This is a genomic window from Streptomyces sp. D2-8 (genome assembly GCF_023184515.1).
In the GTDB taxonomy this organism is placed as follows: domain Bacteria; phylum Actinomycetota; class Actinomycetes; order Streptomycetales; family Streptomycetaceae; genus Streptomyces.
The window spans coordinates 1-23755 of sequence record NZ_JAAHBP010000028.1 but is presented as its reverse complement, the minus strand read 5'-3'; the positions used below and the strand labels follow the sequence as shown (position 1 = coordinate 23755).

The window sequence follows — 23755 nt, the reverse complement described above, 5'->3', positions numbered from 1 at the left end:
AACTCACAGCCCAGTCATACCCATGCGTTCGGGAAGTGCTGTACTCTCGGCGGCTCCGCTCCCACTAGTCAAATTTGAGGAATCCGCCATAGCCGAGCATCCGACTCCCCCGGCACCCTCCTCCGACATCTCCGAACTGGCTCTTTGCCCCTCCGTGTTCCTGCCCGGCGACCCCGCACGCACCGGCAGCGTCGCCTTCTGGCGAACGGACGGCACTGCCCCCGCGGTCGTGGCGTCCGCGTCCGTCGCGGACCTGACCGTCGCCGTGCCCCATGACGGTGGGGTCGAGGAAGCGAGTGTGCCCGCCGTCCTGGTGCCGGTACGCACCGCCCTGCCGCTCCTCACGCGTGCGCGCGCCGGTGGGCACGGGCACCGGTCCACCGCCTTCTGGGGCGCTGCGGCCCTGCACGCCCTGCACCTCGTGGCACGCGGGCTGCTGCTGCCCGGGCTGTCCCCGGGCGACCACGACGCCTGGCGCACGGGCCCGCTGAGAGCCCAGGACATCGAAGCCCTGCGCCGCCTCGCCGCCTCGATGCCGCCCGAGGCGCACGCCGTGCCCCTGGAAGGCACCGCGCCGCTGCGGCTGCCCGACCCGGAGCAGCTCCTGCGCGCCTTCCTCGACGCGGTCGCCGACACCCTGCCCCGCTCCCCCGCCGCGCCGCTGTTGACGAACGGCCCCGCCTACGCCGCGCCGCAGCCGGTGCGGCTGCCCGAGCAGCGCGCCTGGGCCGCCGACGTCGCCGCGGGCCATGACGCGGGTGTGCGGCTGTCGCTGCGGATCGAGGCGGACGGTGTGACGGACGCGGCGGACGACGGCACGGACGTGACGTTCCGGGCCGTGCTCCAGGTGCACAGCGTCAGCGATCCGGCGCTCGTCGCCGACGCCGCGGACGTCTGGGCCGGCACCGGGAGCGAGGCCTTCGGTCCGCGCGCGCGGATGGACGCACTGCTCGCCCTGCGCCGGGCGGCCCGGGCCTGGGCTCCGCTCACTCCCCTGCTGTCGGCGTCCGTGCCGGACGCGGCCGAGCTCGCCGACGAGGAGGTCGCCGAGCTTCTCGGTGCGGGTGCCCTCGCACTGAGCGCGGCCGGGGTCGACGTGCACTGGCCGAAGGGGCTGTCCCGTGAGCTGAGCACGCGCGCGGAGGTGGGGCCGTCCGACGGCGAGCCGGAGTCCGGTGAGGGCTTCACGGCCATGCCGTCGTTCCTGTCCGCCGACGCGCTGCTCGCCTTCACATGGTCGTTCGCCCTGGGTGACAGGCGACTGGACCGTGAGGAGCTGGACCGTCTCGCCGAGGCCAAGCGCCCGGTGGTCCGGCTGCGCGACCAGTGGGTCCTGATCGACCCTCAGGATGCGCGCCTGGCCCGTTCCCGGCAGGACCGCAAGGTGACGCCGGTGGACGCCCTGGGCGCGGCTCTGACGGGCTGGGCGGAGGTGGAGGGCGGCCGGGTCGAGGTGCGGCCCACCGGGTGGCTGGCGGTCCTGCGGGAGCGGCTCGCGGACCCCGAGGCGCAGCAGCCCGTGGAGCAGCCGGCCGCCCTCGCCGCCACCCTGCGGGACTACCAGCGGCGGGGCCTGAACTGGCTCGCGAGTATGACGTCGCTCGGTCTGGGCTGCTGCCTCGCCGACGACATGGGCCTCGGCAAGACGATCACGCTGATCGCCCTCCACCTGCACCGGCAGTCCGACGCCGGGTCCGCCGGGCCGACCCTGGTGGTCTGCCCCACGTCCCTGATGGGCAACTGGCAGCGGGAGATCGAGCGGTTCGCGCCCGGCACACCGGTGCGGCGCTTCCACGGCGCGCGGCGCGGCCTGGACGGCCTGGCCGGCGGGGAGTTCGTGCTCACCACGTACGGCACGATGCGCCTGGACGCGCCCCGGCTCGCCGGGGTGCCGTGGGGCATGCTCGTGGCGGACGAGGCCCAGCACGTGAAGAACCCGTACTCCTCCACCGCTCGGGAGCTGCGTTCCATCGGTGCACGCGCGCGTGTGGCGCTCACCGGCACCCCGGTGGAGAACAACCTGTCGGAGCTGTGGGCGATCCTCGACTGGACGACTCCAGGGCTGCTGGGCCGGCTCGGCACCTTCCGCCGGCGGTACGCGGAGGCCGTCGAGGGCGGTCAGGACCCGGCCGCGGCCGACCGGCTGGCCCGGCTCGTCCGGCCGTTCCTGCTGCGCCGCCGCAAGTCGGACCCGGGGATCGCACCCGAACTGCCGCCGAAGACGGAGACCGATCACGCCGTGTCGCTCACCCAGGAGCAGGCGGCGCTGTACGAAGCCGTGGTGCGCGAGGCGCTCGAGGAGATCTCCGGCGCCGGCAGCATGGCCCGGCGGGGCCTGATCGTGAAGCTGCTGACCGGCCTCAAGCAGCTCTTCAACCACCCGGCGCAGTACCTCAAGGAGGAGCGCCCGGTGATCACCGGGCGCTCCGGGAAGCTGGAGCTGCTGGACGAGCTGCTCGACACGATCCTCGCCGAGAAGGCGGGCGTGCTGGTCTTCACGCAGTACGTGCAGATGGCCCGCCTCCTCGAACGGCACCTGGCCGCCCGCGGCACGCCCTCGCAGTTCCTGCACGGAGGGACGCCCGTCGCCGGGCGCGAGGCCATGGTGCGGCGCTTCCAGGACGGTGAGGTGCCGGTGTTCCTGCTGTCGTTGAAGGCGGCGGGCACCGGGCTGAACCTCACCCGGGCCGAGCACGTCGTGCACTACGACCGCTGGTGGAACCCGGCCGTCGAGGCGCAGGCCACCGACCGCGCGTACCGCATCGGCCAGACGCGGCCCGTGCAGGTGCACCGGATCATCGCGGAAGGAACGATCGAGGACCGCATCGCCGAACTGCTGCTGCGCAAGCGGGAGCTGGCGGACGCGGTCCTGGGTGCCGGTGAGGCGGCTCTCACGGAACTGACGGACGCGGAACTGGCGGATCTGGTCGAACTGCGAGGGGGCCTGCGATGACTCGGCACGACGGCGACACGGAACGCACCTTCGCCGCGCTTCCGCCCGCCCACGGGCGGGGCTTCGCGCAGACCTGGTGGGGCCAGGCCTGGCTGAAGGCCCTGGAGGGCACGGCGCTGGACTCGACGCAGCTCAAGACGGGCCGCCGGCTCGCCCGCGCGGGTGCGGTCGGCGCGGTGTCGGTGCGCCCGGGGCGGCTCACGGCCGTCGTCCAGGGCCGCGACCGTACGGCGCACCGGGCCGACGTCCTGCTGGAGGAGCTCTCGCCCGAACAGTGGGACCGCTTCCTGGACATGACGGTGGAGCGAGCCGGTCATGTGGCGGCCCTGCTGGACCGGGAGATGCCGCCGCACCTGGTCGAGGACGCGGCGGACGCGGGCGTCGAACTGCTGCCGGGCCTGGGCGACCTGGAGCCGGAGTGCGACTGCGAGGCCTGGGACCACTGCGGGCACACGGCGGCGCTCTGCTACCAGGTGGCACGGCTGCTGGACCAGGACCCGTTCGTGCTGCTGCTGATGCGGGGGCGCGACGAAGCCACCCTGCTGGCGGACCTCCAGGCACGCAGCGGCGCTTCCGCCGCGGGCTCCTCCGGGCCGGAGGGCGTGGACGCGGCCGAGGCGTACGCCGCCGGTGACATCCTGCCGCCGCTGCCGGATCCGCCCGAACTCCCCGACGAGCCCGGTCTTCCGCCGTCCCTGGACACCGAGACACCGCCCGCGCCCGGAATCGACCCGGCCGCGGTGGCGTTCCTGGCCACCCAGACCGCCGTACGGGCCCACCGCCTGCTCAAGGAGACGCTCCGGGGCACCTTCCACGCGGAGTTGACGCCTGCGCAGGACGCGGTGCGACTGGCCGCAGGTGATCCCGGCCCGGAGATGACCGACCGGCTCGCCGACGGGTCGGGACGCGGCCGGGAGGGACTGGCGACAGCCGTACGCGCCTGGCGTCACGACGGTACGGACGCGCTGTCCGTCCTCGACGAGGAGTGGCGTGTGGAGGGCGAGACGCTCGCACGCGCGCGTGCCGCCCTGGAGTCGGCCTGGGACGCCGGCGAACGGCCGGAGCTGCGGGCGCGGGGCAACCGCTGGACGGTCGTCGGGGCACCGGTGCAGCTGCGCCTCGGCCGGGACGGCCGCTGGTGGCCCTACCGCAAGGAACGCGGCCGCTGGCTGCCCGCGGGAGACGCCGCCCAGGACCCCGCGACGGCCCTGGCCCTGGTGACAGCCCCGGCTTCGGCGGAACTCCCGCCCGGAGAGGGGAGCTCCCTGTGAGGATCCAGCGGTACGGCCCGGACGTCCTCACCGTCGCCGACGAGCTCACCGAGGCGTACGCCGAGGTCTTCACGGCACCGCCCTGGGAGCCCCGGGACCCCGAGAAGACCCGGGTGGAGTTCCGCGAGCGGCTGGAGACGGACGTACGCCGACCGGGATTCCGGGCGGTGCCGGCACTGTCGGAGGACGGCGGGGTGGACGGTTTCGCCACGGGCTGGACCACCCAGGCGCCCTTCCGCACCGACCGCGCCTACGGGAAGGTGACCCGGCGGCTCGGTGCCGACCGGGTGAACGAGCTCCTCGTGGGTTCCTTCGAGATCGACGAACTGGGCGTACGCTCCCGGGCTCGCGGTACGGGCCTGGGGCAGCGGTCGCTGTCCGCTCTCGGCTCCCGCGCACCCGGCGGCCGGGCCTGGCTGATGACCTGGAGCGGTGCGCCGGACGCGGTCGCCATCTACCGCCGCGTCGGATGGTGGGAGGTCGAACCTGTGCCGGGTCAGGAGACGGACATGGTGGTGTTCGTCACCCCGGCCGGCCGGCGAGGCCTCCGGCTCGGGTGCGCGGGCGTCAGGGCACTAGCTCGCCGGGGTACAGGGACGGGAGGAGCGATTCGAGGCCGCTCGGAAGATCGCTCGGCAGATCGCTCGGCAGCTGCGTCGGGAAGCCCGACGGCAGCCGGGTCGGCAGCTCACTCGGCAGCCTGGTGGGGATACCGATGGACGGCGCGGGTGTGGGGCTCGTGCTCCCGCCGGACGGCTCCTTGTCCGACGAGCCGCCCCGGTCCGACGCCATCAGCACCACGAGAGACACGGCTGCGACGGCCACGAACACGGCGAGCAGGATGAACAGCGGATTCCGGCGCCGGGGAGGTCCGGGCGGGTGCGGCGGTACGGGCGGCAGGGCCATACCGACCAGAGTCGCCGCGCACCGCCCGGACCGGGAGGGGCGCACGGAAGCTGATACGGACTCAGGGCGTGGATCGCATGATTCCGCGGCATGACGCGCCCGTCGGCCGGCCGGAGTGACCGGCCGACGGGCCCGCACGCGCGCGTGGACTCAGCCACGTGCCCCCAGCAGGTGGTCCATCGCCAGCTGGTCCAGGTGCTCGAAGGCCATGCCGCGCGCGGCGGCCGCCTCCACATCGAACGCCTCGAACGCCGACCGGTCGGCGAGCAGTGCCTGGAGGCCGTCCGCGGCGGTGGGCTGGGCCAGCTCGTCCAGGCGGGCCGCGCGCAGGGCCTCCTGGACCTCCGGGTCGGCGCGGAAGGCGGCGGCGCGCTCCTTGAGGATGAGGTAGTTGCGCATGCAGCCGGCCGCCGAGGCCCACACGCCGTCGAGGTCCTCGGTCCGCGGCGGCTTGAAGTCGAAGTGCAGCGGGCCGGTGTAGCCGGCCGACTCCAGCAGGTCGACCAGCCAGAACGCGGCACGCAGGTCGCCGGCGCCGAAGCGCAGGTCCTGGTCGTACTTGATGCCGGACTGACCGTTGAGGTCGATGTGGAACAGCTTGCCCGCCCACAGCGCCTGCGCGATGCCGTGCGGGAAGTTCAGCCCGGCCATCTGCTCGTGCCCGACCTCGGGGTTGACGCCGTACAGCTCCGGCCGCTCCAGACGCTCGATGAACGCCAGGGCGTGGCCCACGGTCGGCAGCAGGATGTCGCCGCGCGGCTCGTTCGGCTTGGGCTCGATCGCGAAGCGCAGGTCGTAGCCCTGGGAGGTGACGTACTCGCCGAGCAGGTCGAAGGCCTCCTTCATCCGGTCCAGGGCCGCGCGGACGTCCTTGGCGGCGCCCGACTCGGCACCCTCACGGCCGCCCCAGGCCACGTACACCTGGGCGCCGAGCTCGGCGGCGAGGTCGATGTTGCGGATCGTCTTGCGCAGGGCGTAGCGGCGCACGTCGCGGTCGTTGGCGGTGAACGCGCCGTCCTTGAAGACGGGGTGCGTGAAGAGGTTGGTGGTGGCCATCGGGACCTTCATGCCCGTGGCGTCCAGCGCCTGACGGAAGCGCTTGATGTGCGCCTCGCGCTCGGTGTCGCCCGAGCCGAACGGGATCAGGTCGTCGTCGTGGAAGGTCACGCCGTGAGCGCCCAGCTCGGCCAGGCGCTGCACCGTCTCGACGGGGTCCAGGGCACGCCGCGTGGCGTCGCCGAAGGGGTCCCGTCCCTGCCAGCCGACGGTCCACAGGCCGAAGGTGAACCTGTCGTCGGGGGTGGGCTGGTAGCTCATGCCGCGGCTCCTTGCTCGCTGAGGCTATTTCGTCATGCCGATTTACAAATTAGTATGCGGGCACCTCTCTGGGAAGAGACAAGGTGCCTCCGAACGGAGACACGTGCCGCGCGCAGTAGGGAGAAGCCCGATGTCAGCAGCCGAGGGTCCGCTCGTCGTCGGTGTGGACTCGTCCACCCAGTCCACCAAGGCGCTGGTCGTCGACGCGTCCACCGGCCGGGTGGTCGCGAGCGGCCAGGCGCCGCACCCGGTCTCCTCGGGGGCCGGGCGGGAGACCGACCCGCGCCAGTGGTGGGACGCGCTGTGCGAGGCCCTGCACCAGTGCGGTGACGCCGCGCACGAGGCCGCCGCCGTGTCGGTCGGCGGGCAGCAACACGGCCTCGTCACCCTGGACGGCCGGGGTGAGCCGGTGCGGCCGGCCCTGCTGTGGAACGACGTGCGCTCGGCGCCACAGGCCCGCCGGCTGACGGAGGAGCTGGGCGGAGCGAAGTTCTGGGCGGACCGCACCGGAAGCGTGCCCGCCGCCTCGTTCACGGTCACCAAGTGGGCCTGGCTGGCCGAGCACGAGCCGGAGGCGGTGCGTGCCACGAAGGCCGTGCGCCTCCCCCACGACTACCTCACCGAACGGCTCACCGGGCAGGGCACGACCGACCGCGGCGACGTCTCCGGGACGGGCTGGTGGGCGTCCGGGACGGAAGGCTACGACGAGGAGATCCTGGCGCACGTGGGGCTCGACCCGGCCCTGCTGCCCCGCGTGGTCCGGCCCGGCGAGGTGGCGGGCACGGTGCGCGACGGCCATGACCTGCCGTTCTCCCGGGGCACCCTGGTCGCGCCCGGCACGGGCGACAACGCCGCCGCCGCGCTGGGCCTCGGGGTGCGGCCGGGTGTGCCGGTGATGAGCCTCGGCACCTCGGGCACGGTGTACGCCGTGTCGCGGCACAGGCCCGCCGACCCTAGCGGCACGGTGGCGGGTTTCGCCGACGCCCGCGGCGACTGGCTGCCGCTGGCCTGCACCCTGAACTGCACGCTCGCCGTCGACCGCGTCGCGGCCCTGCTGGGGCTGGACCGCGAGGCCGTGGAGCCCGGCACGGCCGTGACGCTACTGCCCTACCTGGACGGCGAACGCACCCCGAACCTGCCGAACGCCTCCGGCCTGCTGCACGGCCTGCGCCACGACACGACCGGCGGCCAGCTCCTCCAGGCCGCCTACGACGGTGCCGTGCACTCGCTGCTCGGCGCGCTCGACCTCGTCCTCGACGAGGACGCGGACCGTTCGGAACCCCTGCTGCTGATCGGCGGCGGGGCCCGGGGTACGGCCTGGCAGCAGACCGTGCGGAGGCTCTCGGGACGTCCCGTGCAGGTGCCCGAGGCCAAGGAACTGGTCGCGCTCGGCGCCGCGGCGCAGGCGGCCGGGCTGCTGACCGGGGAGGATCCGGCGGCTGTCGCGCGGCGCTGGGACACGGCGGCCGGGCCGGTGCTCGACGCCGTCGAGCGGGACGAGGAGACGCTGGCCAGGATCGCCGGGGTACTCTCCGACGCGGCTCCGCTGCTGGAGCGACCCACGAACACCCACTGAGGACTGGCGTCAGGCATGACCGCACCGCTGCACGAGGCACGTCCCGCAGGGCCGGGACGCGCCCTGCCCGACACCCAGCAGGGCATGCGCCGCCGCAACCTCGCCCGTGTCCTGCACACCGTCCGCGACGAGGGTCCGCTGTCCCGGGCCGCCGTCGCCTCGCGGATCGGTCTGACCCGGGCGGCGGTCTCGACGCTCGTCGACGAGCTCATCCGCTCGGGGCTCCTCGAGGAACTGGGGCCCGAGCGGCCCGGCCGGGTGGGACGGCCCGGTTCCGCGCTCGCCGTCAGCGGTCGCGGCCCGGCCGGGATCGGCGCGGAGGTCGGCGTCGACCACCTCGCGGTCTGCGCCGTCGACCTGCGCGGGACGACCCGGTCGCGGGCGGTACGGCAGGGAGCGAACCGCGGCCGCTCCCCGGAACCCGTGCTCGCGGAGCTCACCGAGCTGATCCGCCGGGTCGTCGCCGAGGCGGAGGGCGAGGGTCTGTGGCCCGCCGGACTCGCCGTGGCCGTGCCGGGTCTGGTGGCGCGTGACGCCCGGACCGTCGTGCGCGCCCCGAACCTCGGCTGGCACGACACGGACCTCGGCACGCTGCTGCCGTCGGACCTCCCGCTGACCGTGGACAACGAGGCCAACTTCGGCGCCCTCGCCGAACTCTGGCTGGGGGACGACACGCCCCGCGACTTCCTGCACGTCTCGGCGGAGATCGGTATCGGTGCGGCGGTCGTGGTGGACGGCGGGCTGCTGCGCGGAACCCGCGGTTTCGCGGGCGAGTTGGGGCACGTGCCGGTCCAGCCGGACGGGCCGGAGTGCGCCTGCGGCGGGCGTGGCTGTCTGGAGCAGTACGCCGGCGAGGAGGCCGTGCTGCGTGCGGCCGGTCTGGAACCCGACGAGGACCGGGTCGGGCTGCTCGCGGGGCGCGCCTCGGAGGGCGACGAGGACGTACGCCGTGCCCTGCGCGACGCCGGTACGGCGCTCGGTGTGGCGCTGACCGGGGCGGTCAACCTGCTCGACCCGGAGAGCGTGGTCCTCGGCGGGGAACTGTCCGGTCTTGCGCCCTGGCTGCTGCCCTCGCTGCGGGACGAACTGGCGCGGCGCACGGCGGGTCCGGCCTGCCCCGTGTCCGTGTCCCGGCTGGGCCCTCAGGGGCCGCTGCTGGGAGCCGCGCACTCGGTGGTGCGGGCGGTGCTGGACGATCCGGCGGCCGTCGCCGGGCAGGCCTGAAACGGGGCCGTCGCCAACGGTCGCCGGGGGGTGCGCCGACCCGAATCACCCGACGGGGTGAGGGAGTTGTCCACATCAACGGGCCCGTCCACGGAATCGCGCCGCCTCCTCCTGACGGACCGGCAGGGGCCGTAACTTGATCGACGCGGGCCGCGATCGCAACGGCCGCCGCTCCGCGCAGTCGAGCAAGTGACACCCTCCCGTCGAGCCCGGAAGGAACAACACTCATGGAACGGACCACCCCCGTCCCCAGCAGGCGAGGCATCCTCGCGGGCGCCGCCCTCACCGCCGTCCCGTCCGTCCTGCTCTGCGGCCCCCGGGCCGGCGATCTGCGGGAGGCACGGCATCCCGAGGAACCGCGCGCATCATCGGCCATCACGAGGTACGGGGCAGCGACCACACCGATCCGGGCCGGCACTGGGCCCGAAAGCGCTACCTCAGACTCGCCAAGTCCGCCTGACCCCCTGGTCGCTGCCCCCGCGGTCCACCTCACGTCCCGGTTACAAATCGCTCAACCTCTGGTTGCGGGCCGGTGAGCAGGCGACGATGGGGCCATGACTCTGGCCCAGCGCGCCATGGAGCGCCTGCAGGCATGGCCCGACCTGTTGGTGGGCCCGGCGAGTTGCGGTACCGGAAGGGCGCTCCGTTCCGTCCGTGACGAGATCGTCCACTTCCACACCGCACGGGACGTGGACCTCCACCTCACACGCCGGGCCATCCAGCGCTTCCACTACGACCTCGCCGGTTCGAGTGCGATCCACCTGCTGCCCGGATCGTGCTGGGTGACGGTCCACCTCGACTGCGAGGCGGACGTCGACCTGCTGCTGAGTCTGGTGAGCATCGCCCTCAAGGCCCACCAGACCCCGCCCGCCGATGACGGCGAGCCAGGGCTCGCGGGGTGCAACTTCCACCGGGTCACGGTGCTTCCGCGTGACGCCGTGGCGGGCGGCTGAGCCTTGACGGACGAACCGGAGGCGGTCAACGCCGAGGCCTGGGGCGCGTACGGGGCGCATCATCTGCGACGGGGCACGGTGCTGTCCGAAGCGGCACGGATCGACTGGGGGTTCGGGGGCGGCGGTCCGGGGAGCGAGGTGCTCGGGGAGCTGACGGGCCGGCGGGTGCTGGACCTCGGGTGCGGTCCGGCCCGGCACGCCGCCCATCTGGTGCGGGCCCACGGGGCCCTGGTGGACGCGGTCGACGCCTCGGCCGGGCAGTACGAGCGGGCCCGCGCCCGCTACGGCTCGCTGCCCGGGCTGCGGCTGGTCCTGGGCGACGCGGTGCAGCACCTGCGCTCGGCCGAGCCGTACGACGTCGTCTACTCCGTCAACGGCGTCCCGTACATCGATCCGCACCGGCTGCTGCCCGCCCTCGCCGGGGCGCTCAGACCGGGCGGCAGGCTCTGCTTCACGGTGCTGGACACCAACTCGCGTGGTGACGGACCGTCGGACCGGGTCGCCGCCCGGCCGGAGATCCTGCGGCTGGCGGGCGGCGGTGAGATCACGGTCCACATGTGGGTGCTCACCCCGGAGGTCTGGACGGCGCTGCTCACCGAGTACGGGCTGCGCGTGGAGGGGATCGACGTCCTCGACACGCCGGAGGCCGGGAACAGGGCCTCCTACCGGCTCTTCCGGGTGACCCGGCCCGTGCGGGTGTCCTCCCGGCCGCGCGTCGACAAGCCGCCGGCGGCGCACGCCGCGCTCGGGGTGGGTGCTGTCCTGTACGGGCCGCGCGGGCTGCTTCTGGGCCGGCACCGGCGCGGGACGTGGGAGCTGCCCGGCGGGACGGTGGAGCCCGGGGAGTCGTTGCAGGAGGCGGTCGTGCGCGAGCTCGGCGAGGAGACGGGGCTCGCGGCACGGCCCGAGGACGTCCGGCTGCTCGGGACGCTGCTGGACGATGCGGGCGGCGTCGTCCGCATCACCGTGGCCGCCCGGGTCACCTCCTGGCGGGGCGAGCCGTCGGACCAGCCCGGGGAGACTGTGGGCCGCTGGCGCTGGTTCGCCCTGGACCGGCTGCCGGAGCAGTTGTTCGTGTGCAGCGCGCAGGCCCTCACCGTCTGGCGGCCAGGCCTGCCGATCGACCACACGCCCGCGCATTTCACGCCCTACGACACCGGAGCGGGCGACAGCTGAAGCACCCAGGGGGTGCGATTTTTCAGCCGTTCCCGCGTAGTCCGCGCTCAGCCGCCCTGCCTGCCCCCGCGGTCTGGTGCACTGCCCCTGAGGGTTCCGGAAGTTGACGAGGCATCAGGGGGCACGGTGGCAGGTCGTCACAGGCGACGAGCAGGCAGAGCGGTATTGGCGTCTCTCACGGCGTTGTGCGCACTGACCGGTGCGGCCCTGGCGGGGGCGGCTCCGGCCGGTGCCGTCCAGAAGGGCGGACGGGTCGCGCCGGGCGTGACGTACGAGGAGTTCGACATCAAGGCGGCGAAGGGGGTGACGCACGCCCATGTGCTGAGGGTCGACCTGGGCAACCCGCAGGTACGGGTCGATCTGCTGTACCCGGGGGTCGTGGCCGCTCGCGCGCGGGTCTCGGCCATGGCGAACACCCAGGGCGCGGTCGCCGGTGTCAACGGCGACTTCTTCAACATCACCGAGACGCAGCACCCGGGCGTCGAGGCGACCGGCGCCAGTGTGGGTCCGGCGATCGCTGCCGGGCGGACACTGAAGGCGGCCGTGCCGAACGGCCAGCGTTTCGGGCCGGCGCTGCCGCCCGGCACCACCACCGAGGACGTCTTCGCCGTCGGCACCGACGGGCGGGCGCGGCTGGACCGGCTGACGCTCGCCGGTTCGGTCCGTACGGCCGAGACGGAGCTGCCTCTCGGCGGGCTCAACCAGTACGCGCTGCCGGTGGGTTCCGTCGGTGCGTTCACCTCCGAGTGGGGCAGCGTGTCCCGGGTGCGCGCCACGTGCGGCACGGACACGGACCGCGCCGCTCCGTGCAGCACGGACACCTACGAGGTGACGGTCCGCGACGGCCAGGTCGTCTCGGCCGCCGACACCCCGGGCAGCGGCCCCATCACCGCGGGGACCACCGTGCTGGTCGGCCGGGAGGCGGGCGCCCAGCAGCTGCGCAAGTTCTCCACCGGTGAGGCGGTCGAGGTCGAGCACGGCCTCGTGGCGGCCACGGACGGCGTCGCCTACCGGCTCGCCCTCGGCGGTTACCCGGTGCTCACGGGCGGGCAGCCGCTGCCGGGGCTCGACAACACGACGTCGGCAGTCCGTACGGCCGTGGGGATCGCCGACGGCGGACGGCGCCTGTTGCTGCTCGCGCTGGACGGCGCCGCCGCCTACCGCAGCGGTCTGACGATCGCCGAAGTCGCCGGCACCATGAAGAATCTGGGCTCGGAGGACGCCTTCAGCCTGGACGGCGGCGGGTCGTCGACCCTGGTCGCACGGAAAGCGGGCGCGAGCGCGGTATCCGTGCGCAACCACCCCAGCGGCGGTGCCGAACGCCTCGCCCCGAACGGCATCGGCGTGTTCTCCGGGTGACCTCAGGGCCTCAGACCGCTGACGATGTCCGCCGTCGCCGTGAGTCCGCTGTGGATGGTGGGGGCGATGCTGGTGCTGGCCAGGTAGAAGCCGAGCAGCAGGCAGACCAGCGCATGGGAGACCTTCAGCCCGCCGTTGCGCAGGAAGATCACCGCAAGGATCACGAGCAGCAGCACCACAGAGATGGAAATGGCCATCGTCAACTCCTCCGCCACGCCGCCATGTCCGGTTCACGACGTTCGGCCGCAAGTGTGGCGTAGCGGAGGGTTCGTCCGGGCGGCTGACCTGTCCGCCGAACGTGTGGTGTCCCTCTTGGCGCCCTAGGCTCGCCGGGCGTCCAGGAACGCCTCCAGCCCGGCGAGGTCGTCGGTGTTGAGGTAGTCGACGCCGGCGGCGAGCAGTTCGCCCCAGAGCGCGTCGCGGGCGGGTCCGGCCAGGTCCGGGGTCGCCCAGAACCGCACCTTCTGCCCGCGCCGGTGGGCGGCCCTGGTGAGGCCCCGCAGCTTCTGCCGCTCGGCTTCCGGGAACGCGCCCACGCCCTGCCAAGTGAAGTGGAGCGTCCAGTTGTCGCTGATCAGCGGGATGAAGGAGGCCGGAGCCGGGCTGCCGAGGTCGGCGAGGCGGCCGTCGTAGAAGGCGCGCCGGACGGTCTGCGCCTCCATGGGCGTGCGGGCCGCGCGGTCGCCGGAGATCACGGCGGTGACGGGACCGCGGAAGACGCGGCCGTGGGCGTAGGTGGTGAACAGGTGCCGGTGGCGCCGGAGGTGGCGGTCGAGTTCGAGGTACGTCGACGAGCCCTCGGTCTTGATGTCGATCAGCAGCTGCAGTGAGCCGCGGTATCCCCGGTACACGCAGCCGTGGCTGGCGCGGACGCGGGCGGCGAGCGGGTCGAGGTAGAGGGACTCAAGGGTGCGTGACGGGTCGAGGTCCTCCGGGTCGTGGGCGACGAGGAGCTGGTCACCGACGAGGTGGATGTCGGCCTCGACGCTGCCGAAGCGGTGGTCGAGGGCGTCGAACAGCGGGCGCGGGTGCTCGTAGTCGTTGTGCGCGTGGGCGCGCCACAACGGCCGGAACCTGTGCGTGCGTTCGCCCGCCGCTGCGGGGGCGGCGGGGACGGCGATCGAGCCCGCGAGGGCTGCGCCGAGGGTGGTGAGGGCACTGCGACGGGTGGTGAGGGCCATGCTCTGCCTCCCTGGAGATGCCGTACGGGAACCCTGCGAGTATGGGTCCCGGCAGCCTCAAGGAGCAGGACCGCGCACGGAGTTGGCAGGACCGCCATCACGCGTTCACCGCACCGGACCGGGGCGCACGGAAAGGCCCGCCCCTGGTGGGACGGGCCTTTCCGGTTTTCCCCGGGAGGTTTCCCGGTGTTGGCCGGTTGGACGTCAGGGAGCCTGGAGGTCGGCCAGAGCGGCCAGTGCCTCCCGGTGGGCGCCCGGCGTGCCGTAGGCGATCGAGTCGGCCTTGGCGCGCTTGAGGTACAGATGCACGGGGTGCTCCCACGTCATGCCGATGCCGCCGTGCAGTTGCAGGGCCTCCTCGGCGGCGTGCACGGCCACGGGTGCCGCGTACGCCTGGGCGACGGTGACGGCCATGTCCACGTCCTCGCCGTTCGCCAGGGCGTCGGCGGCGTTGCGGGCGGCCGCGCGGGTGTTGACGACCTCCAGCCACAGCTGGGCCAGCCGGTGCTTGATCGCCTGGAAGCCGCCGACCGGCCGGTTGAACTGCTTGCGTTCCTTCAGGTAGCGGACCGTCTCCGTGAGCGTCCACTCGGCCAGCCCGAACTGCTCGGAGGCGAGCAGTCCGGCGCCGGCGCGCAGGGCCCGGCGTACGGCGGGTTCGGCGTCACCCAGCAGCCGGCCCCGCACTCCGTCGAGGGTGACGGTCGCGAGCGGCCGGGTCAGGTCCAGGGAGGTCTGGGGCGTGACGGTCGCGGCGGTGGCGTCGACCGCGTACAGACCGCCGTCGTCGGCGGGCACGAGCAGGACATCCGCGACGGCCGCGTCCGCGATGGCGGTCAGTTCGCCGCGCAGCAGCCCGTCCTCGTGCCGGACGGTCTTGTAGGCGGCGCCCGGTGCGACGTTGAGGGCGACCGCGAGGGCGCCGATCGTCGTCCCGGTCGCGAGGTCGCGGAGCAGGTCGTCGGTGCCGCAGGCCAGCAGGGCCTCGGTGGCGACGACCGCGCTCGTCAGATACGGCACGGGCGCGACCGCGCGTCCCAGCTCCTCCAGCACGACGGCGGCTTCGCGGTGCGTGGCGCCCTGGCCGTCGAGTTCCTCGGGCACCAGCAGGCCGGCGAGACCCATGCCGTCGGTCAGGGCCTTCCACAGGGCCAGGTGGTGCGGGGCGTCCGACTCCGACCGGGCGATGACGCCGGGGGCGTCACAGTGGTCGGTGAGCAGGTCGCGGACGGCGGCACGCAGCGCCTCTTCCTCCTCCGAGTACAGCAGATCGGGCTGTGCGCTCATCGGGCCAGGTCCTTCCAGGCGACGTCCTTGTCGGTGCGCGGCTCGCCGGGCAGGCCCAGGACGCGCTCGGCGACGATGTTCAGCAGGACTTCGGTGGTCCCGCCCTCGATGCTGTTGCCCTTGGAGCGCAGGTAGCGGTAGCCGGCGTCGCGGCCGGTGAAGTCGACCAGCTCCGGGCGTCGCATGGTCCAGTCGTCGTACAACAGGCCCTCCTCGCCGAGGAGTTCCACCTCCAGGCCGCTGATCTCCTGGTTGAGGCGGGCGAAGGCCAGTTTCATGCCGGCGCCCTCGGGGCCGGGCTGGCCCGCGACGAGCTGCTGGCGCAGCCGCTCCGCGGTGAGGCGGGAGACCTCGGACTCCACCCAGAGCTTCAGCAGCCGCTGGTGCAGGTCGTGGGTGCGCAGCCCGGGCCGCTCGCGCCAGGTCTTCGAGACCGGGCCGATCATGCCGCCCTCGCGGGGCAGCCGCATGCCGCCGATGGCCACGCGCTCGTTGTTCAGCGTGGTCTGCGCGACCTTCCAGCCGTCGCCGACCTCGCCGAGGCGCCGCGAGTCGGGGATGCGGACGTCGGTGAGGAACACCTCGTTGAACTCGGCCTCGCCGGTGACCTGCCGCAGCGGCCGCACCTCGACGCCCGGGTCGGTCATGTCGCAGACGAAGTACGTGATGCCCCGGTGTTTGGGCACCTCCGGGTCGGTGCGGGCGATGAGGATGGCCCAGCGCGCGACATGGGCGCTGGACGTCCAGACCTTCTGCCCGTTGACGACCCAGTCGTCGCCTTCCCGCACGGCACGGGTGCCCAGCGCGGCCAGGTCGGATCCCGCCCCCGGCTCGCTGAACAGCTGGCACCAGACCTCCTCCCCCGTCCACAGGGGCCTCAGGTAGCGCCGCTTCTGTTCGTCCGTGCCGTAGCCCAGGATGGTCGGTGCGGCCATGCCCAGGCCGATGCCGATGCGCCGCGGGTCGTTGTCGGGCGCCCCGGCGGCCTCCAGCTCGGCGTCCACGACGGCCTGGAGGGAGCGGGGGGCGCCGAGTCCGCCGAGGCCCTCCGGGTAGTGCACCCAGGCGAGTCCGGCGTCGAAGCGGGCCCGGAGGAAGTCCAGGCGGTCGGTGGAGGCCGGCGGGTGGGCGGCCAGCAACTCGCGGGTGCGGCTGCGCAGTTCCTCGACGTCGGTCATGCCGCCTCCTCCACGACGACCGCGATCCGGCCGGTGGTCAGACCGTCCGCCACCTTCTGTACGGCGGCGGCCGCCCCGCCGAGCGGCACGCGCTCGCTCACCAGCGGCTTGATCGCGCCCCGGGCGGCCAGTTCGGTGAGCCGCTCGTGGCAGTGCCGGACCAGCTTGGGGTTCTTGGTGTTGTACAGGCCCCAGTGCAGGCCGAGGATCGAGTAGTTCTTCACCAGGGCGTGGTTCAGGCCCGGGCTGGGAATCGTGCCGCTGGCGAAGCCGACGACCACGATGCGCCCTTCGAAGGCGACGGCCTTGGCGGACTGGGTGTAGGCCTCGCCGCCGACCGGGTCGTAGATCACGTCGGCGCCCCGGCCGCCGGTGGCCTCCTTGACGGCGGCGACGACATCCTCGGAGCGCCGGTCGATCACGACGTCGCAGCCCAGCTCGCGGGCGACGGCCGCCTTCGCGGAGCCGCCGACGACACCGATGACGGTGGCGCCGGCGGCCTTCCCGAGCTGCACGGCCGCGCTGCCGACCCCTCCTGCGGCAGCGTGGACGAGCAGGGTCTCGCCGGCCTCCAGACCGGCCCGGCGGTGCAGACCGAACCAGCCGGTCTGGTAGCCGATGTGCAGGGCGGCGGCCTCCGCGTCGTCGAGGGCGTCCGGTGCGGGCAGGAGGGCCGCGGCGTCGGCGACGGCGTACTCGGCGAAGCCGCCGTGGGGCAGCGCCGGGTTGGCGATCACCCGGCGGCCGTCCTCGGCCTCGCCGCAGATCTCCACGCCCGGGGTGAACGGCAGCGGCGGCCTGACCTGGTACTGGCCGCGGCACAGCAGGGCGTCGGGGAAGTTGATGTTGGCCGCCCGTACCTTCAGCAGGACCTGGCCGTCGCCGGGCGTGGGCGGCTCCACGTCCTCGAGCCGCATCACCTCGCCCGGCTCGCCGTTCTCGTGCACTTGCCATGCCTGCATGCGGGGCCTCCACGGGGGACTGCTTCGTCTGACCGGGGTCAGTTCGCATACTAAGCGGTCGCTTGCCCATCAGGGAACAGTCTCCGGGCAAAGTCCCGCCCGGAGGGCTTCCCGTGCGTCAGGCGCCCTTCGGCCGGGCCCGCACGTGCATCCGCTCCCCCTGCGGCCCGAACAGGCTGAGGAACTCCACGGCCCCCTCCCCCGTCGACCCGAACCAGTGCGGCACCCGGGTGTCGAACTCGGCGGCCTCCCCCGCCGTGAGCACCACGTCGTGCTCGCCCAGCACCAGGCGCAGCCTCCCGGACAGCACGTACAGCCACTCGTAGCCCTCGTGCGTGCGCGGTTCCGGCTCCTGTCTGCGCTTCGGTTCCAGGACCTTGTAGGCCTGCAGGCCGCCGGGCTGGCGGGTGAGGGGCCAGTGGGTGCGGCCGCCCATGACGATCGGCTTCGACCGCACGCGCGGATCACCGGCCGGCGGGGTGCCGACCAGTTCGTCCAGCGCCACCTGGTGGGCGCGCGCGATCGGCAGCAGCAGTTCCAGACTGGGTTTACGCAGGCCGGACTCCAGCCGCGAGAGGGTGCTGACGGAGATGCCGGTGGTCTCGGAGAGCGCCGCCAGGGTCACCTCCCGGTCCTTCCGCATCTGCCGCAGCCGGGGGCCCACGCCCGCGAGTACCTCGTCCGTCGTCATGGGTCGTATTGCAGGTTCGGCAAAGGTGTTTGTCAATCCCGCAGGGCCGGGGCGACGCTCGGCAGCGGAGGTGGTCACATGACCGAGAAGTACGCGGTGGTCGTCATCGGCGGGGGTGCGGCGGGCCTGTCCGCCGCACTGGTGCTGGGGCGGGCCCGGCACCGCACGCTGGTGGTCGACGCGGGCGAGCCGCGCAACGCGCCCGCGGCGCACATGCAGGGCTATCTGTCCCGGGACGGCATGCCGCCCGCCGAGTTCCTGGCCATCGGGCGGGAGGAGATCGCGCGCTACGGCGTGGAGCTCGTGCGGGACCGGGTGGTGGAGGTGGAGAGGGGCGAGGACTTCACCGTGGTGCTGGCCGGCGGACGGACCCTGCGGGCCCGGCGGCTGGTCGTCGCGACGGGACTCGAGGACGAGCTGCCCGGGATCGCCGGGGTCGCCCAGCGGTTCGGCCGGGACGTGCTGCACTGCCCGTTCTGCCACGGCTGGGAGGTGCGCGACCAGCCGTTCGGGGTGCTGGCGTCGAGCCCGGCGGGTGTGCACCAGGCGCTGATGGTGTCCCAGTGGTCGAAGGACGTGCGGTTCTTCCTGCACACGGTCGCCGAGGAGGAACTGTCCGACGAGGATCTGCGCCGGCTCGCCGCGGCCGGGGTGGACGTGGTGCCCGGGGAGGTGGCGGAGCTGGTGATCGAGGGCGACCGGCTCACCGGCGTCCGGCTCACGGACGGCACGGCGCACGCCCGCTCGGTGCTGTTCGTCGCCCCGCGGGCCGTCCCGCGGACCGGCCTGCTGGAGCAGTTGGGTGCCGAACTGCACGAGACGCCGTTCGGCGCGTATCCGGTGGTCGACGCGAACGGCCTGACGACCGTGCCCGGGGTGTGGGCCGCGGGCAACGCGATCGGCTTCTCCGAGCAGGTCGTGCACGCGGCGAGCGGCGGATACCGGGCGGCGGCGGCGATCGTCGGGGACCTGCTGATGACCGACCTCGACGCGGCCGCCCAGGTGTAGAGGCATCGCCTCCGGTGCACCATGGCTGCATGCTGCTGCACCGGCTGGCCCGCGTGTCCCAGGAGGTCGCCGCCACCTCGGCGCGGTCCCGGAAGACGGCCCTGCTCGCGGAGCTCTTCCGGGACGCCGAGGCGGAGGACGTGCCGATCGTCATCCCGTACCTGGCCGGACGGCTGCCGCAGGGGCGGATCGGCGTCGGCTGGAAGGTGCTGAGCCGCCCGGTCGACCCGGCCGCCGAACCGGGCCTGACCGTGCGGGAGGTGGACGCCCGGCTGGCGGAGCTCGCCAAGGTGTCCGGCCCGGGCTCCCAGGCGGAACGGACCCGGCTGGTCGGGGAGTTGATGGGCGCGGCCACCGAGGACGAGCAGCGGTTCCTGCTCGGGCTGCTCACCGGCGAGGTCCGGCAGGGCGCCCTGGACGCGGTGGCGGTGGAAGGGCTGGCCCAGGCGACCGGGGCGCCGTCCGCGGACGTACGGCGGGCCGTGATGCTCGCGGGGTCCCTCCAGGCGGTGGCCGGGGCGCTGCTCGCGGACGGCCCCGCCTCCCTCGACCGCTTCCGTCTCACCGTGGGCCGCCCGGTGCTGCCGATGCTGGCGCACAGCGCCTCCTCGGTGGCCGAGGCGGTGGCCAAGCTTGGCGCCTGCGCGGTCGAGGAGAAGCTGGACGGCATCCGCGTCCAGGTGCACCGGGACGGCGACACCGTGCGGCTCTACACCCGCACCCTCGACGACATCACCGACCGTCTGCCCGAAGTGACGGCAGCCGCGCTGGAGTTGCGCGGCGAGCGGTTCATCCTCGACGGCGAGGTGATCTCCTTCGACGAGGGCGGGCGCCCCCGCTCGTTCCAGGAGACCGCCGGCCGCGTCGGCTCCCGCACGGACGTGAGGACGGCCGCTCGCGCGGTGCCGGTCTCCCCCGTCTTCTTCGACGCGCTGTCCGTCGACGGCCATGACCTGCTCGACCTGCCCTTCGCCGAGCGGCACGCCGAGCTGGCCCGTCTGGTGCCCGAGCCGATGCGGGTGCGGCGCACCCTGGTGTCCGGCCCGGACGACACACCCGTCGCGGAGGAGTTCCTCGCCGGGACGCTGAAGCGCGGCCACGAGGGCGTCGTCGCCAAGGCGCTCGACGCCTCCTACAGCGCGGGGCGGCGCGGGGCCTCCTGGCTCAAGGTCAAGCCGGTCCACACCCTCGACCTGGTCGTCCTGGCCGCCGAATGGGGCCACGGCCGCCGCACCGGCAAGCTCTCCAACCTCCACCTGGGTGCCCGCACCGCCGACGGTGGCCTCGCCATGCTCGGCAAGACCTTCAAGGGCATGACCGACGCGATGCTCACCTGGCAGACCGAACGCCTCCAGCAGCTCGCCGTCGACGACAACGGCTACGTCGTGACCGTCCGCCCGGAACTCGTGGTCGAGATCGCCTACGACGGACTGCAGCGCTCCACCCGCTACCCGGTCGGCGTCACCCTGCGCTTCGCCCGGGTGGTCCGCTACCGGGAGGACAAGCGCCCTGGGGACGCCGACACGGTCGAGACGCTGCTCGCCGCGCACCCGGAGGTGACGCCGTGAGGCGCAGTGCCGGCCTGCTGCTCTTCCGTCCCACCGACCACGGCCCCGAGGTGCTGCTCGGCCATATGGGCGGCCCGTTCTTCTCCCGGCGCGACGCCGGAGCCTGGACCGTCGTCAAGGGCGAGTACGAGCCGGACGAGCCCGCCTGGGAGGCCGCCCGCCGCGAGTTCCGGGAGGAACTGGGGCTGCCACCGCCCGACGGCGAGCCCATCGACCTCGGTGAGGTCCGGCAGACAGGCGGCAAGATCGTCACGGCCTGGGCGATCCGGGCGGACCTCGACCCGGCGACGATCACGCCCGGCACCTTCCGGATGGAGTGGCCGCCGAGGTCGGGGCAGTTCCAGGAGTTCCCCGAAGTGGACCGGGTGGCCTGGTTCGGCCTGGACCGGGCCCGCGTGGTGATCGTCAAGGCGCAGGCGGCGTTTCTCGACCGGCTGGCGGAGCACTCGGCCTGAGGAGACGCTCCCGCGTTGCGGTCCCCTCCGCCGCGCGGGAAGGTCGAGACACAGCCCGCTCCGAGGGAGGTCAGCCATGCCCATCGCAACGGTGAACCCGGCGAACGGCGAGACGCTCAAGACGTACGAGGCCATGGGCGAGCAGGAGGTCGAGCGCCGGCTCCAGCTCGCGGAGGCCACGTTCCGCACGTACCGGACGACGACCTTCGGCGAGCGGGCCCGGCTGCTGCACCGGGCCGCCGACCTCCTCGAAGAGGACCAGCAGGACATCGCCCGCGTGATGACCACCGAGATGGGCAAGCCGATCCAGCAGGCCCGGGCCGAGGCGGCGAAGTGCGCCAAGGCGATGCGCTGGTACGCCGACCATGCCGAGGAACTGCTCGCCGACGAGGAACCCGCCGACGCCGACGTCAAGGACTCCGGCGCCTCGCGCGTGCGGGTGCGCTACCGGCCGCTCGGGCCGGTGCTGGCCGTCATGCCGTGGAACTTCCCGCTGTGGCAGGTGGTCCGTTTCGCCGCACCCGCGCTGATGGCGGGCAACGTGGGGCTGCTCAAGCACGCCTCGAACGTCCCGCAGACCGCCCTCTACCTGGAGGATCTCTTCCACCGGGCGGGTTTCACCGAGGGCACCTTCCAGACCCTGCTGATCGGCTCCGCCGCGGTCGACGAGATCCTGCGCGACGAGCGGGTCAGGGCGGCCACGCTCACCGGCAGCGAGCCCGCGGGCCGCGCGGTCGCCTCCACCGCCGGGGAGATGGTCAAGAAGACGGTGCTGGAGCTGGGCGGCAGCGACCCGTTCGTCGTCATGCCCTCCGCCGACCTCGACCGGGCCGCCAAGGTCGCGGTGACGGCGCGCGTGCAGAACACCGGGCAGTCGTGCATCGCCGCGAAGCGGTTCATCGTGCACACGGACGTCTACGACGCCTTCGCCGAGCGGTTCGCCGAGGGCATGAAGGCGCTGAAGGTCGGCGACCCCCTGGCCGACGACACCGAGGTCGGGCCGCTCTCCAGCGAGCAGGGACTGCGTGATCTGGAGGAACTGGTCGACGACGCGGTGCGCAGCGGAGCGCAGGTGCTGTGCGGAGGCGAACGGCCGGACGGGCCCGGCTGGTACTACACGCCGACGATCCTCGCCGGTATCACCCGCGAGATGCGGATCCACCGGGAGGAGGCGTTCGGGCCGGTCGCCACGCTGTACCGGGCGACCGACCTCGATGAGGCCGTGCTGATCGCGAACGACTCGCCGTTCGGGCTGAGTTCCAACGTGTGGACGCGGGACGAGGCAGAGGTCGACCGGTTCGTACGGGATCTGGAGGCCGGCGGGGTGTTCTTCAACGGCATGACGGCGTCCCATCCGGCGTTCCCGTTCGGCGGTGTGAAGCGGTCCGGGTACGGGCGTGAGCTGTCCGGGCACGGAATCCGGGAGTTCTGCAACATCACCACCGTTTGGCATGGTGCGTGAGTGTTGCGGGGCTACGATCCCGTCTGTGAACCGCGAAGTGACTCTGCCTCTGATCGTCGACGACCGCGGGACCCTGCAGGTGGCTGCGGCGGATGTCAGCAAGCTCTTGCGGACGGTGGGGGGTCGGTGGGTGCGCCTCGTGGAGGGCGGGGAGTCGGGGCTGGACGAGGACACGGTTGCCGAGTTGGCCATTGAGCTGGCAAAGCTGGCCGACCGCATTGATGTGGCCTGTATCGCCCACAGCAGTGGGACTGCGACGTAGCGCCGGCGGGTGCGGGTGCGTAGTGAGCTTGTCGCGCAGTTCCCCGCGCCCCTAGGAAGTCGGCTCCCCCAGCGTCGACCAGAAGCACGCCTCGTATGTCTGCAGCAGGCGGCCGTACGCGTGTGCTCGTTTCTCGTCCAGGCGGCCGGCGTCCAGACCCGCCCGCACCGCCGCCGTCGCCAGCCGGTCCAGCTCGGGTGACGGCTCCGCGAAGAAGTCGAAGAAGGCGCAGGCCTCATCGGTGAAGCCGTAGCGGTCGCGCAGCGCCTCGGCGATCGTGGCGCAATAGCCTCCCCACGCCGAGAAGTTGGCCGTCAGGGCCAGAACCACGTCCGCCGGTGAGGCGTTGAGGGCCAGCCAGGCCACGTAGGCGGGGTACGCCTGGCAGCCGGGGAGCGGCTCGTAGGAGGCCTCCCCCGCCTCGTCCACACCGCACGCCCGCACCAGGGCCCCGAGTCGCTCACCCGCGAGTGTCTCGCCCTGTGCGAGGGCCGCGAAGAACGGCGCGGAATCCGGGTCGGTCGCGCGAGAGCGTTCTGCCAGGTGTTCGAAGGCCCGGCGGTCCGCGGGGATCACCCGGGTCTGTTCCAGAGCGAGCGCGGCGAGCGTGGTCAAGGGCGCCGTGCCGGCGGCGATCCGGGGGATCAGCGGGTTGGCGTGCGGGTCCGGGGCGAGGCCCGCGGTGGTCGTCTTCAGCAGGTCCCGGGCCGGGTGCGTCATCGCAGTCCTCCGTCGTCGAGGTGTCGGGACGAGCCTGGCACGGAGTCCGCGCTACGGAGTGTCACGCGGCTCGAAGGCGAGCCGGACGTCCTCGCCTTCGAGCCGCGTGTCCGCATGCGCTAGCTGTATTGATCACGAGCGTTGTTAACGCGGGGTCGGACTTGATCATGGCGAAGGCCCCCGTGTGTGGTGGAGGTGTCGAATCTTCACCGTACGGAGGCCTTCGTGTCCCACCGTAATGCCCGC

Annotated in this window: 21 protein-coding genes and 1 pseudogene; 13 read left to right on the top strand and 9 right to left on the bottom strand. The window is 73.3% G+C overall.

The genetic code is table 11. The features are described from left to right. Window positions 1-22: 22 nt before the first annotated feature. Together G3I77_RS36165 and G3I77_RS36160 are read left to right on the top strand one after the other, a co-directional pair. Window positions 23-2953 (top strand): DEAD/DEAH box helicase, encoded by a 2931-nt coding sequence (locus G3I77_RS36165; RefSeq protein ID WP_248510784.1) that lies wholly within the window; start codon window positions 23-25, stop codon window positions 2951-2953. Next, a complete protein-coding gene (locus G3I77_RS36160; protein WP_248510777.1) occupies window positions 2950-4224 on the top strand; it encodes an SWF or SNF family helicase in 1275 nt (424 codons plus the stop codon). The genes G3I77_RS36165 and G3I77_RS36160 overlap by 4 nt, the downstream gene beginning before the upstream one ends. Before the next feature lie 567 nt (window positions 4225-4791). Here the strand turns inward: G3I77_RS36160 and G3I77_RS36155 are convergent. Next, window positions 4792-5130 (bottom strand): hypothetical protein, encoded by a 339-nt coding sequence (locus G3I77_RS36155; RefSeq protein ID WP_248510775.1) that lies wholly within the window; start codon window positions 5128-5130, stop codon window positions 4792-4794. A gap of 150 nt (window positions 5131-5280) precedes the next feature. Then, window positions 5281-6447, bottom strand: coding sequence for a xylose isomerase (gene xylA, locus G3I77_RS36150; RefSeq protein ID WP_248510773.1), 1167 nt, complete (start codon window positions 6445-6447; stop codon window positions 5281-5283). Window positions 6448-6577: 130 nt separating this feature from the next. Between xylA and xylB the strand changes: the two genes are divergently transcribed. The 6 genes and pseudogenes from xylB to G3I77_RS36120 all read left to right on the top strand — a co-directional run bounded on the left by xylB (window position 6578) and on the right by G3I77_RS36120 (window position 12735). Next, the gene (gene xylB / locus G3I77_RS36145; RefSeq protein ID WP_248510771.1) at window positions 6578-8023 is read left to right on the top strand and encodes a xylulokinase; all 1446 of its coding nucleotides are present in this window, start codon (window positions 6578-6580) and stop codon (window positions 8021-8023) included. A gap of 15 nt (window positions 8024-8038) precedes the next feature. Beyond that, the gene (locus G3I77_RS36140; protein WP_248510769.1) at window positions 8039-9247 is read left to right on the top strand and encodes an ROK family transcriptional regulator; all 1209 of its coding nucleotides are present in this window, start codon (window positions 8039-8041) and stop codon (window positions 9245-9247) included. 327 nt (window positions 9248-9574) lie between these two features. Then, window positions 9575-9707: pseudogene (locus G3I77_RS36135) on the top strand (N-acetylmuramoyl-L-alanine amidase); the annotation flags it as partial. Window positions 9708-9801: 94 nt separating this feature from the next. Beyond that, entirely contained in the window at window positions 9802-10200 is a 399-nt protein-coding gene (locus tag G3I77_RS36130; protein ID WP_248510767.1) for a luciferase family protein, read from the top strand. 3 nt (window positions 10201-10203) lie between these two features. Then, window positions 10204-11376, top strand: a complete 1173-nt coding sequence (locus G3I77_RS36125; protein WP_248510765.1) for a bifunctional class I SAM-dependent methyltransferase/NUDIX hydrolase — start codon at window positions 10204-10206, stop codon at window positions 11374-11376. A gap of 165 nt (window positions 11377-11541) precedes the next feature. Continuing rightward, complete coding sequence (locus G3I77_RS36120; RefSeq protein WP_248510764.1) at window positions 11542-12735, top strand: phosphodiester glycosidase family protein; 1194 nt, start codon at window positions 11542-11544, stop codon at window positions 12733-12735. 2 nt (window positions 12736-12737) lie between these two features. Here G3I77_RS36120 and G3I77_RS36115 read toward each other — a convergent pair whose 3' ends face one another. The 6 genes from G3I77_RS36115 to G3I77_RS36090 all read right to left on the bottom strand — a co-directional run bounded on the left by G3I77_RS36115 (window position 12738) and on the right by G3I77_RS36090 (window position 18034). After that, entirely contained in the window at window positions 12738-12932 is a 195-nt protein-coding gene (locus G3I77_RS36115; RefSeq protein ID WP_185013539.1) for a hypothetical protein, read from the bottom strand. A gap of 123 nt (window positions 12933-13055) precedes the next feature. After that, window positions 13056-13916 carry a phosphatidylinositol-specific phospholipase C/glycerophosphodiester phosphodiesterase family protein gene (locus tag G3I77_RS36110; RefSeq protein WP_248510762.1) on the bottom strand — a complete coding sequence of 287 codons (861 nt, stop codon included), beginning with the start codon at window positions 13914-13916 and terminating at the stop codon, window positions 13056-13058. A 204-nt stretch (window positions 13917-14120) separates the two neighbouring features. Then, window positions 14121-15203: an acyl-CoA dehydrogenase family protein gene (locus G3I77_RS36105; protein WP_248510760.1), complete on the bottom strand. Its 1083-nt coding sequence runs from the start codon at window positions 15201-15203 to the stop codon at window positions 14121-14123. Further along, window positions 15200-16381, bottom strand: a complete 1182-nt coding sequence (locus tag G3I77_RS36100; protein WP_248510758.1) for an acyl-CoA dehydrogenase family protein — start codon at window positions 16379-16381, stop codon at window positions 15200-15202. The genes G3I77_RS36105 and G3I77_RS36100 overlap by 4 nt, the downstream gene beginning before the upstream one ends. Next, the gene (locus G3I77_RS36095) at window positions 16378-17343 is read right to left on the bottom strand and encodes an NADPH:quinone oxidoreductase family protein (RefSeq protein ID WP_248510756.1); all 966 of its coding nucleotides are present in this window, start codon (window positions 17341-17343) and stop codon (window positions 16378-16380) included. Before G3I77_RS36095 ends, G3I77_RS36100 begins: the two co-directional genes overlap by 4 nt. Before the next feature lie 118 nt (window positions 17344-17461). After that, on the bottom strand, window positions 17462-18034 hold the full coding sequence (locus G3I77_RS36090; protein WP_248510755.1) for a helix-turn-helix domain-containing protein: 573 nt from the start codon (window positions 18032-18034) through the stop codon (window positions 17462-17464). A 78-nt stretch (window positions 18035-18112) separates the two neighbouring features. Here G3I77_RS36090 and G3I77_RS36085 point away from each other — a divergent pair, with 78 nt between their 5' ends. The 5 genes from G3I77_RS36085 (at window position 18113) to G3I77_RS36065 (ending at window position 22789) form a co-directional block, all read left to right on the top strand. Next, the gene (locus G3I77_RS36085; RefSeq protein ID WP_248510753.1) at window positions 18113-19042 is read left to right on the top strand and encodes an NAD(P)/FAD-dependent oxidoreductase; all 930 of its coding nucleotides are present in this window, start codon (window positions 18113-18115) and stop codon (window positions 19040-19042) included. A 29-nt stretch (window positions 19043-19071) separates the two neighbouring features. Next, window positions 19072-20610, top strand: coding sequence for an ATP-dependent DNA ligase (locus G3I77_RS36080; RefSeq protein WP_248510751.1), 1539 nt, complete (start codon window positions 19072-19074; stop codon window positions 20608-20610). After that, complete coding sequence (locus G3I77_RS36075) at window positions 20607-21065, top strand: NUDIX domain-containing protein (protein ID WP_248510749.1); 459 nt, start codon at window positions 20607-20609, stop codon at window positions 21063-21065. Before G3I77_RS36080 ends, G3I77_RS36075 begins: the two co-directional genes overlap by 4 nt. Window positions 21066-21141: 76 nt before the next feature. Further along, window positions 21142-22527, top strand: a complete 1386-nt coding sequence (locus G3I77_RS36070; protein WP_248510747.1) for an NADP-dependent succinic semialdehyde dehydrogenase — start codon at window positions 21142-21144, stop codon at window positions 22525-22527. Between the two features lie 25 nt (window positions 22528-22552). Then, the gene (locus tag G3I77_RS36065; protein ID WP_033307522.1) at window positions 22553-22789 is read left to right on the top strand and encodes a DUF6213 family protein; all 237 of its coding nucleotides are present in this window, start codon (window positions 22553-22555) and stop codon (window positions 22787-22789) included. A 51-nt stretch (window positions 22790-22840) separates the two neighbouring features. Here the strand turns inward: G3I77_RS36065 and G3I77_RS36060 are convergent, their stop codons facing one another. Further along, on the bottom strand, window positions 22841-23509 hold the full coding sequence (locus G3I77_RS36060; RefSeq protein WP_248510745.1) for a transcriptional regulator: 669 nt from the start codon (window positions 23507-23509) through the stop codon (window positions 22841-22843). Window positions 23510-23755: the final 246 nt, after the last annotated feature.

What these genes read in the sequence shown, in the direction of transcription:
- G3I77_RS36130 (WP_248510767.1), top strand. Translation starts at nt 9,802, where the DNA reads ATGACTCTGGCCCAGCGCGCCATGGAGCGCCTGCAGGCATGGCCCGAC.
- G3I77_RS36100 (WP_248510758.1), bottom strand. Translation starts at nt 16,381, where the DNA reads ATGACCGACGTCGAGGAACTGCGCAGCCGCACCCGCGAGTTGCTGGCC.
- G3I77_RS36060 (WP_248510745.1), bottom strand. Translation starts at nt 23,509, where the DNA reads ATGACGCACCCGGCCCGGGACCTGCTGAAGACGACCACCGCGGGCCTC.
- G3I77_RS36090 (WP_248510755.1), bottom strand. Translation starts at nt 18,034, where the DNA reads ATGACGACGGACGAGGTACTCGCGGGCGTGGGCCCCCGGCTGCGGCAG.
- G3I77_RS36165 (WP_248510784.1), top strand. Translation starts at nt 23, where the DNA reads ATGCGTTCGGGAAGTGCTGTACTCTCGGCGGCTCCGCTCCCACTAGTC.
- G3I77_RS36140 (WP_248510769.1), top strand. Translation starts at nt 8,039, where the DNA reads ATGACCGCACCGCTGCACGAGGCACGTCCCGCAGGGCCGGGACGCGCC.
- xylB (WP_248510771.1), top strand. Translation starts at nt 6,578, where the DNA reads ATGTCAGCAGCCGAGGGTCCGCTCGTCGTCGGTGTGGACTCGTCCACC.
- G3I77_RS36095 (WP_248510756.1), bottom strand. Translation starts at nt 17,343, where the DNA reads ATGCAGGCATGGCAAGTGCACGAGAACGGCGAGCCGGGCGAGGTGATG.
- G3I77_RS36070 (WP_248510747.1), top strand. Translation starts at nt 21,142, where the DNA reads ATGCCCATCGCAACGGTGAACCCGGCGAACGGCGAGACGCTCAAGACG.
- G3I77_RS36115 (WP_185013539.1), bottom strand. Translation starts at nt 12,932, where the DNA reads ATGGCCATTTCCATCTCTGTGGTGCTGCTGCTCGTGATCCTTGCGGTG.
- xylA (WP_248510773.1), bottom strand. Translation starts at nt 6,447, where the DNA reads ATGAGCTACCAGCCCACCCCCGACGACAGGTTCACCTTCGGCCTGTGG.
- G3I77_RS36085 (WP_248510753.1), top strand. Translation starts at nt 18,113, where the DNA reads ATGACCGAGAAGTACGCGGTGGTCGTCATCGGCGGGGGTGCGGCGGGC.
- G3I77_RS36110 (WP_248510762.1), bottom strand. Translation starts at nt 13,916, where the DNA reads ATGGCCCTCACCACCCGTCGCAGTGCCCTCACCACCCTCGGCGCAGCC.
- G3I77_RS36080 (WP_248510751.1), top strand. Translation starts at nt 19,072, where the DNA reads ATGCTGCTGCACCGGCTGGCCCGCGTGTCCCAGGAGGTCGCCGCCACC.
- G3I77_RS36160 (WP_248510777.1), top strand. Translation starts at nt 2,950, where the DNA reads ATGACTCGGCACGACGGCGACACGGAACGCACCTTCGCCGCGCTTCCG.
- G3I77_RS36155 (WP_248510775.1), bottom strand. Translation starts at nt 5,130, where the DNA reads ATGGCCCTGCCGCCCGTACCGCCGCACCCGCCCGGACCTCCCCGGCGC.
- G3I77_RS36105 (WP_248510760.1), bottom strand. Translation starts at nt 15,203, where the DNA reads ATGAGCGCACAGCCCGATCTGCTGTACTCGGAGGAGGAAGAGGCGCTG.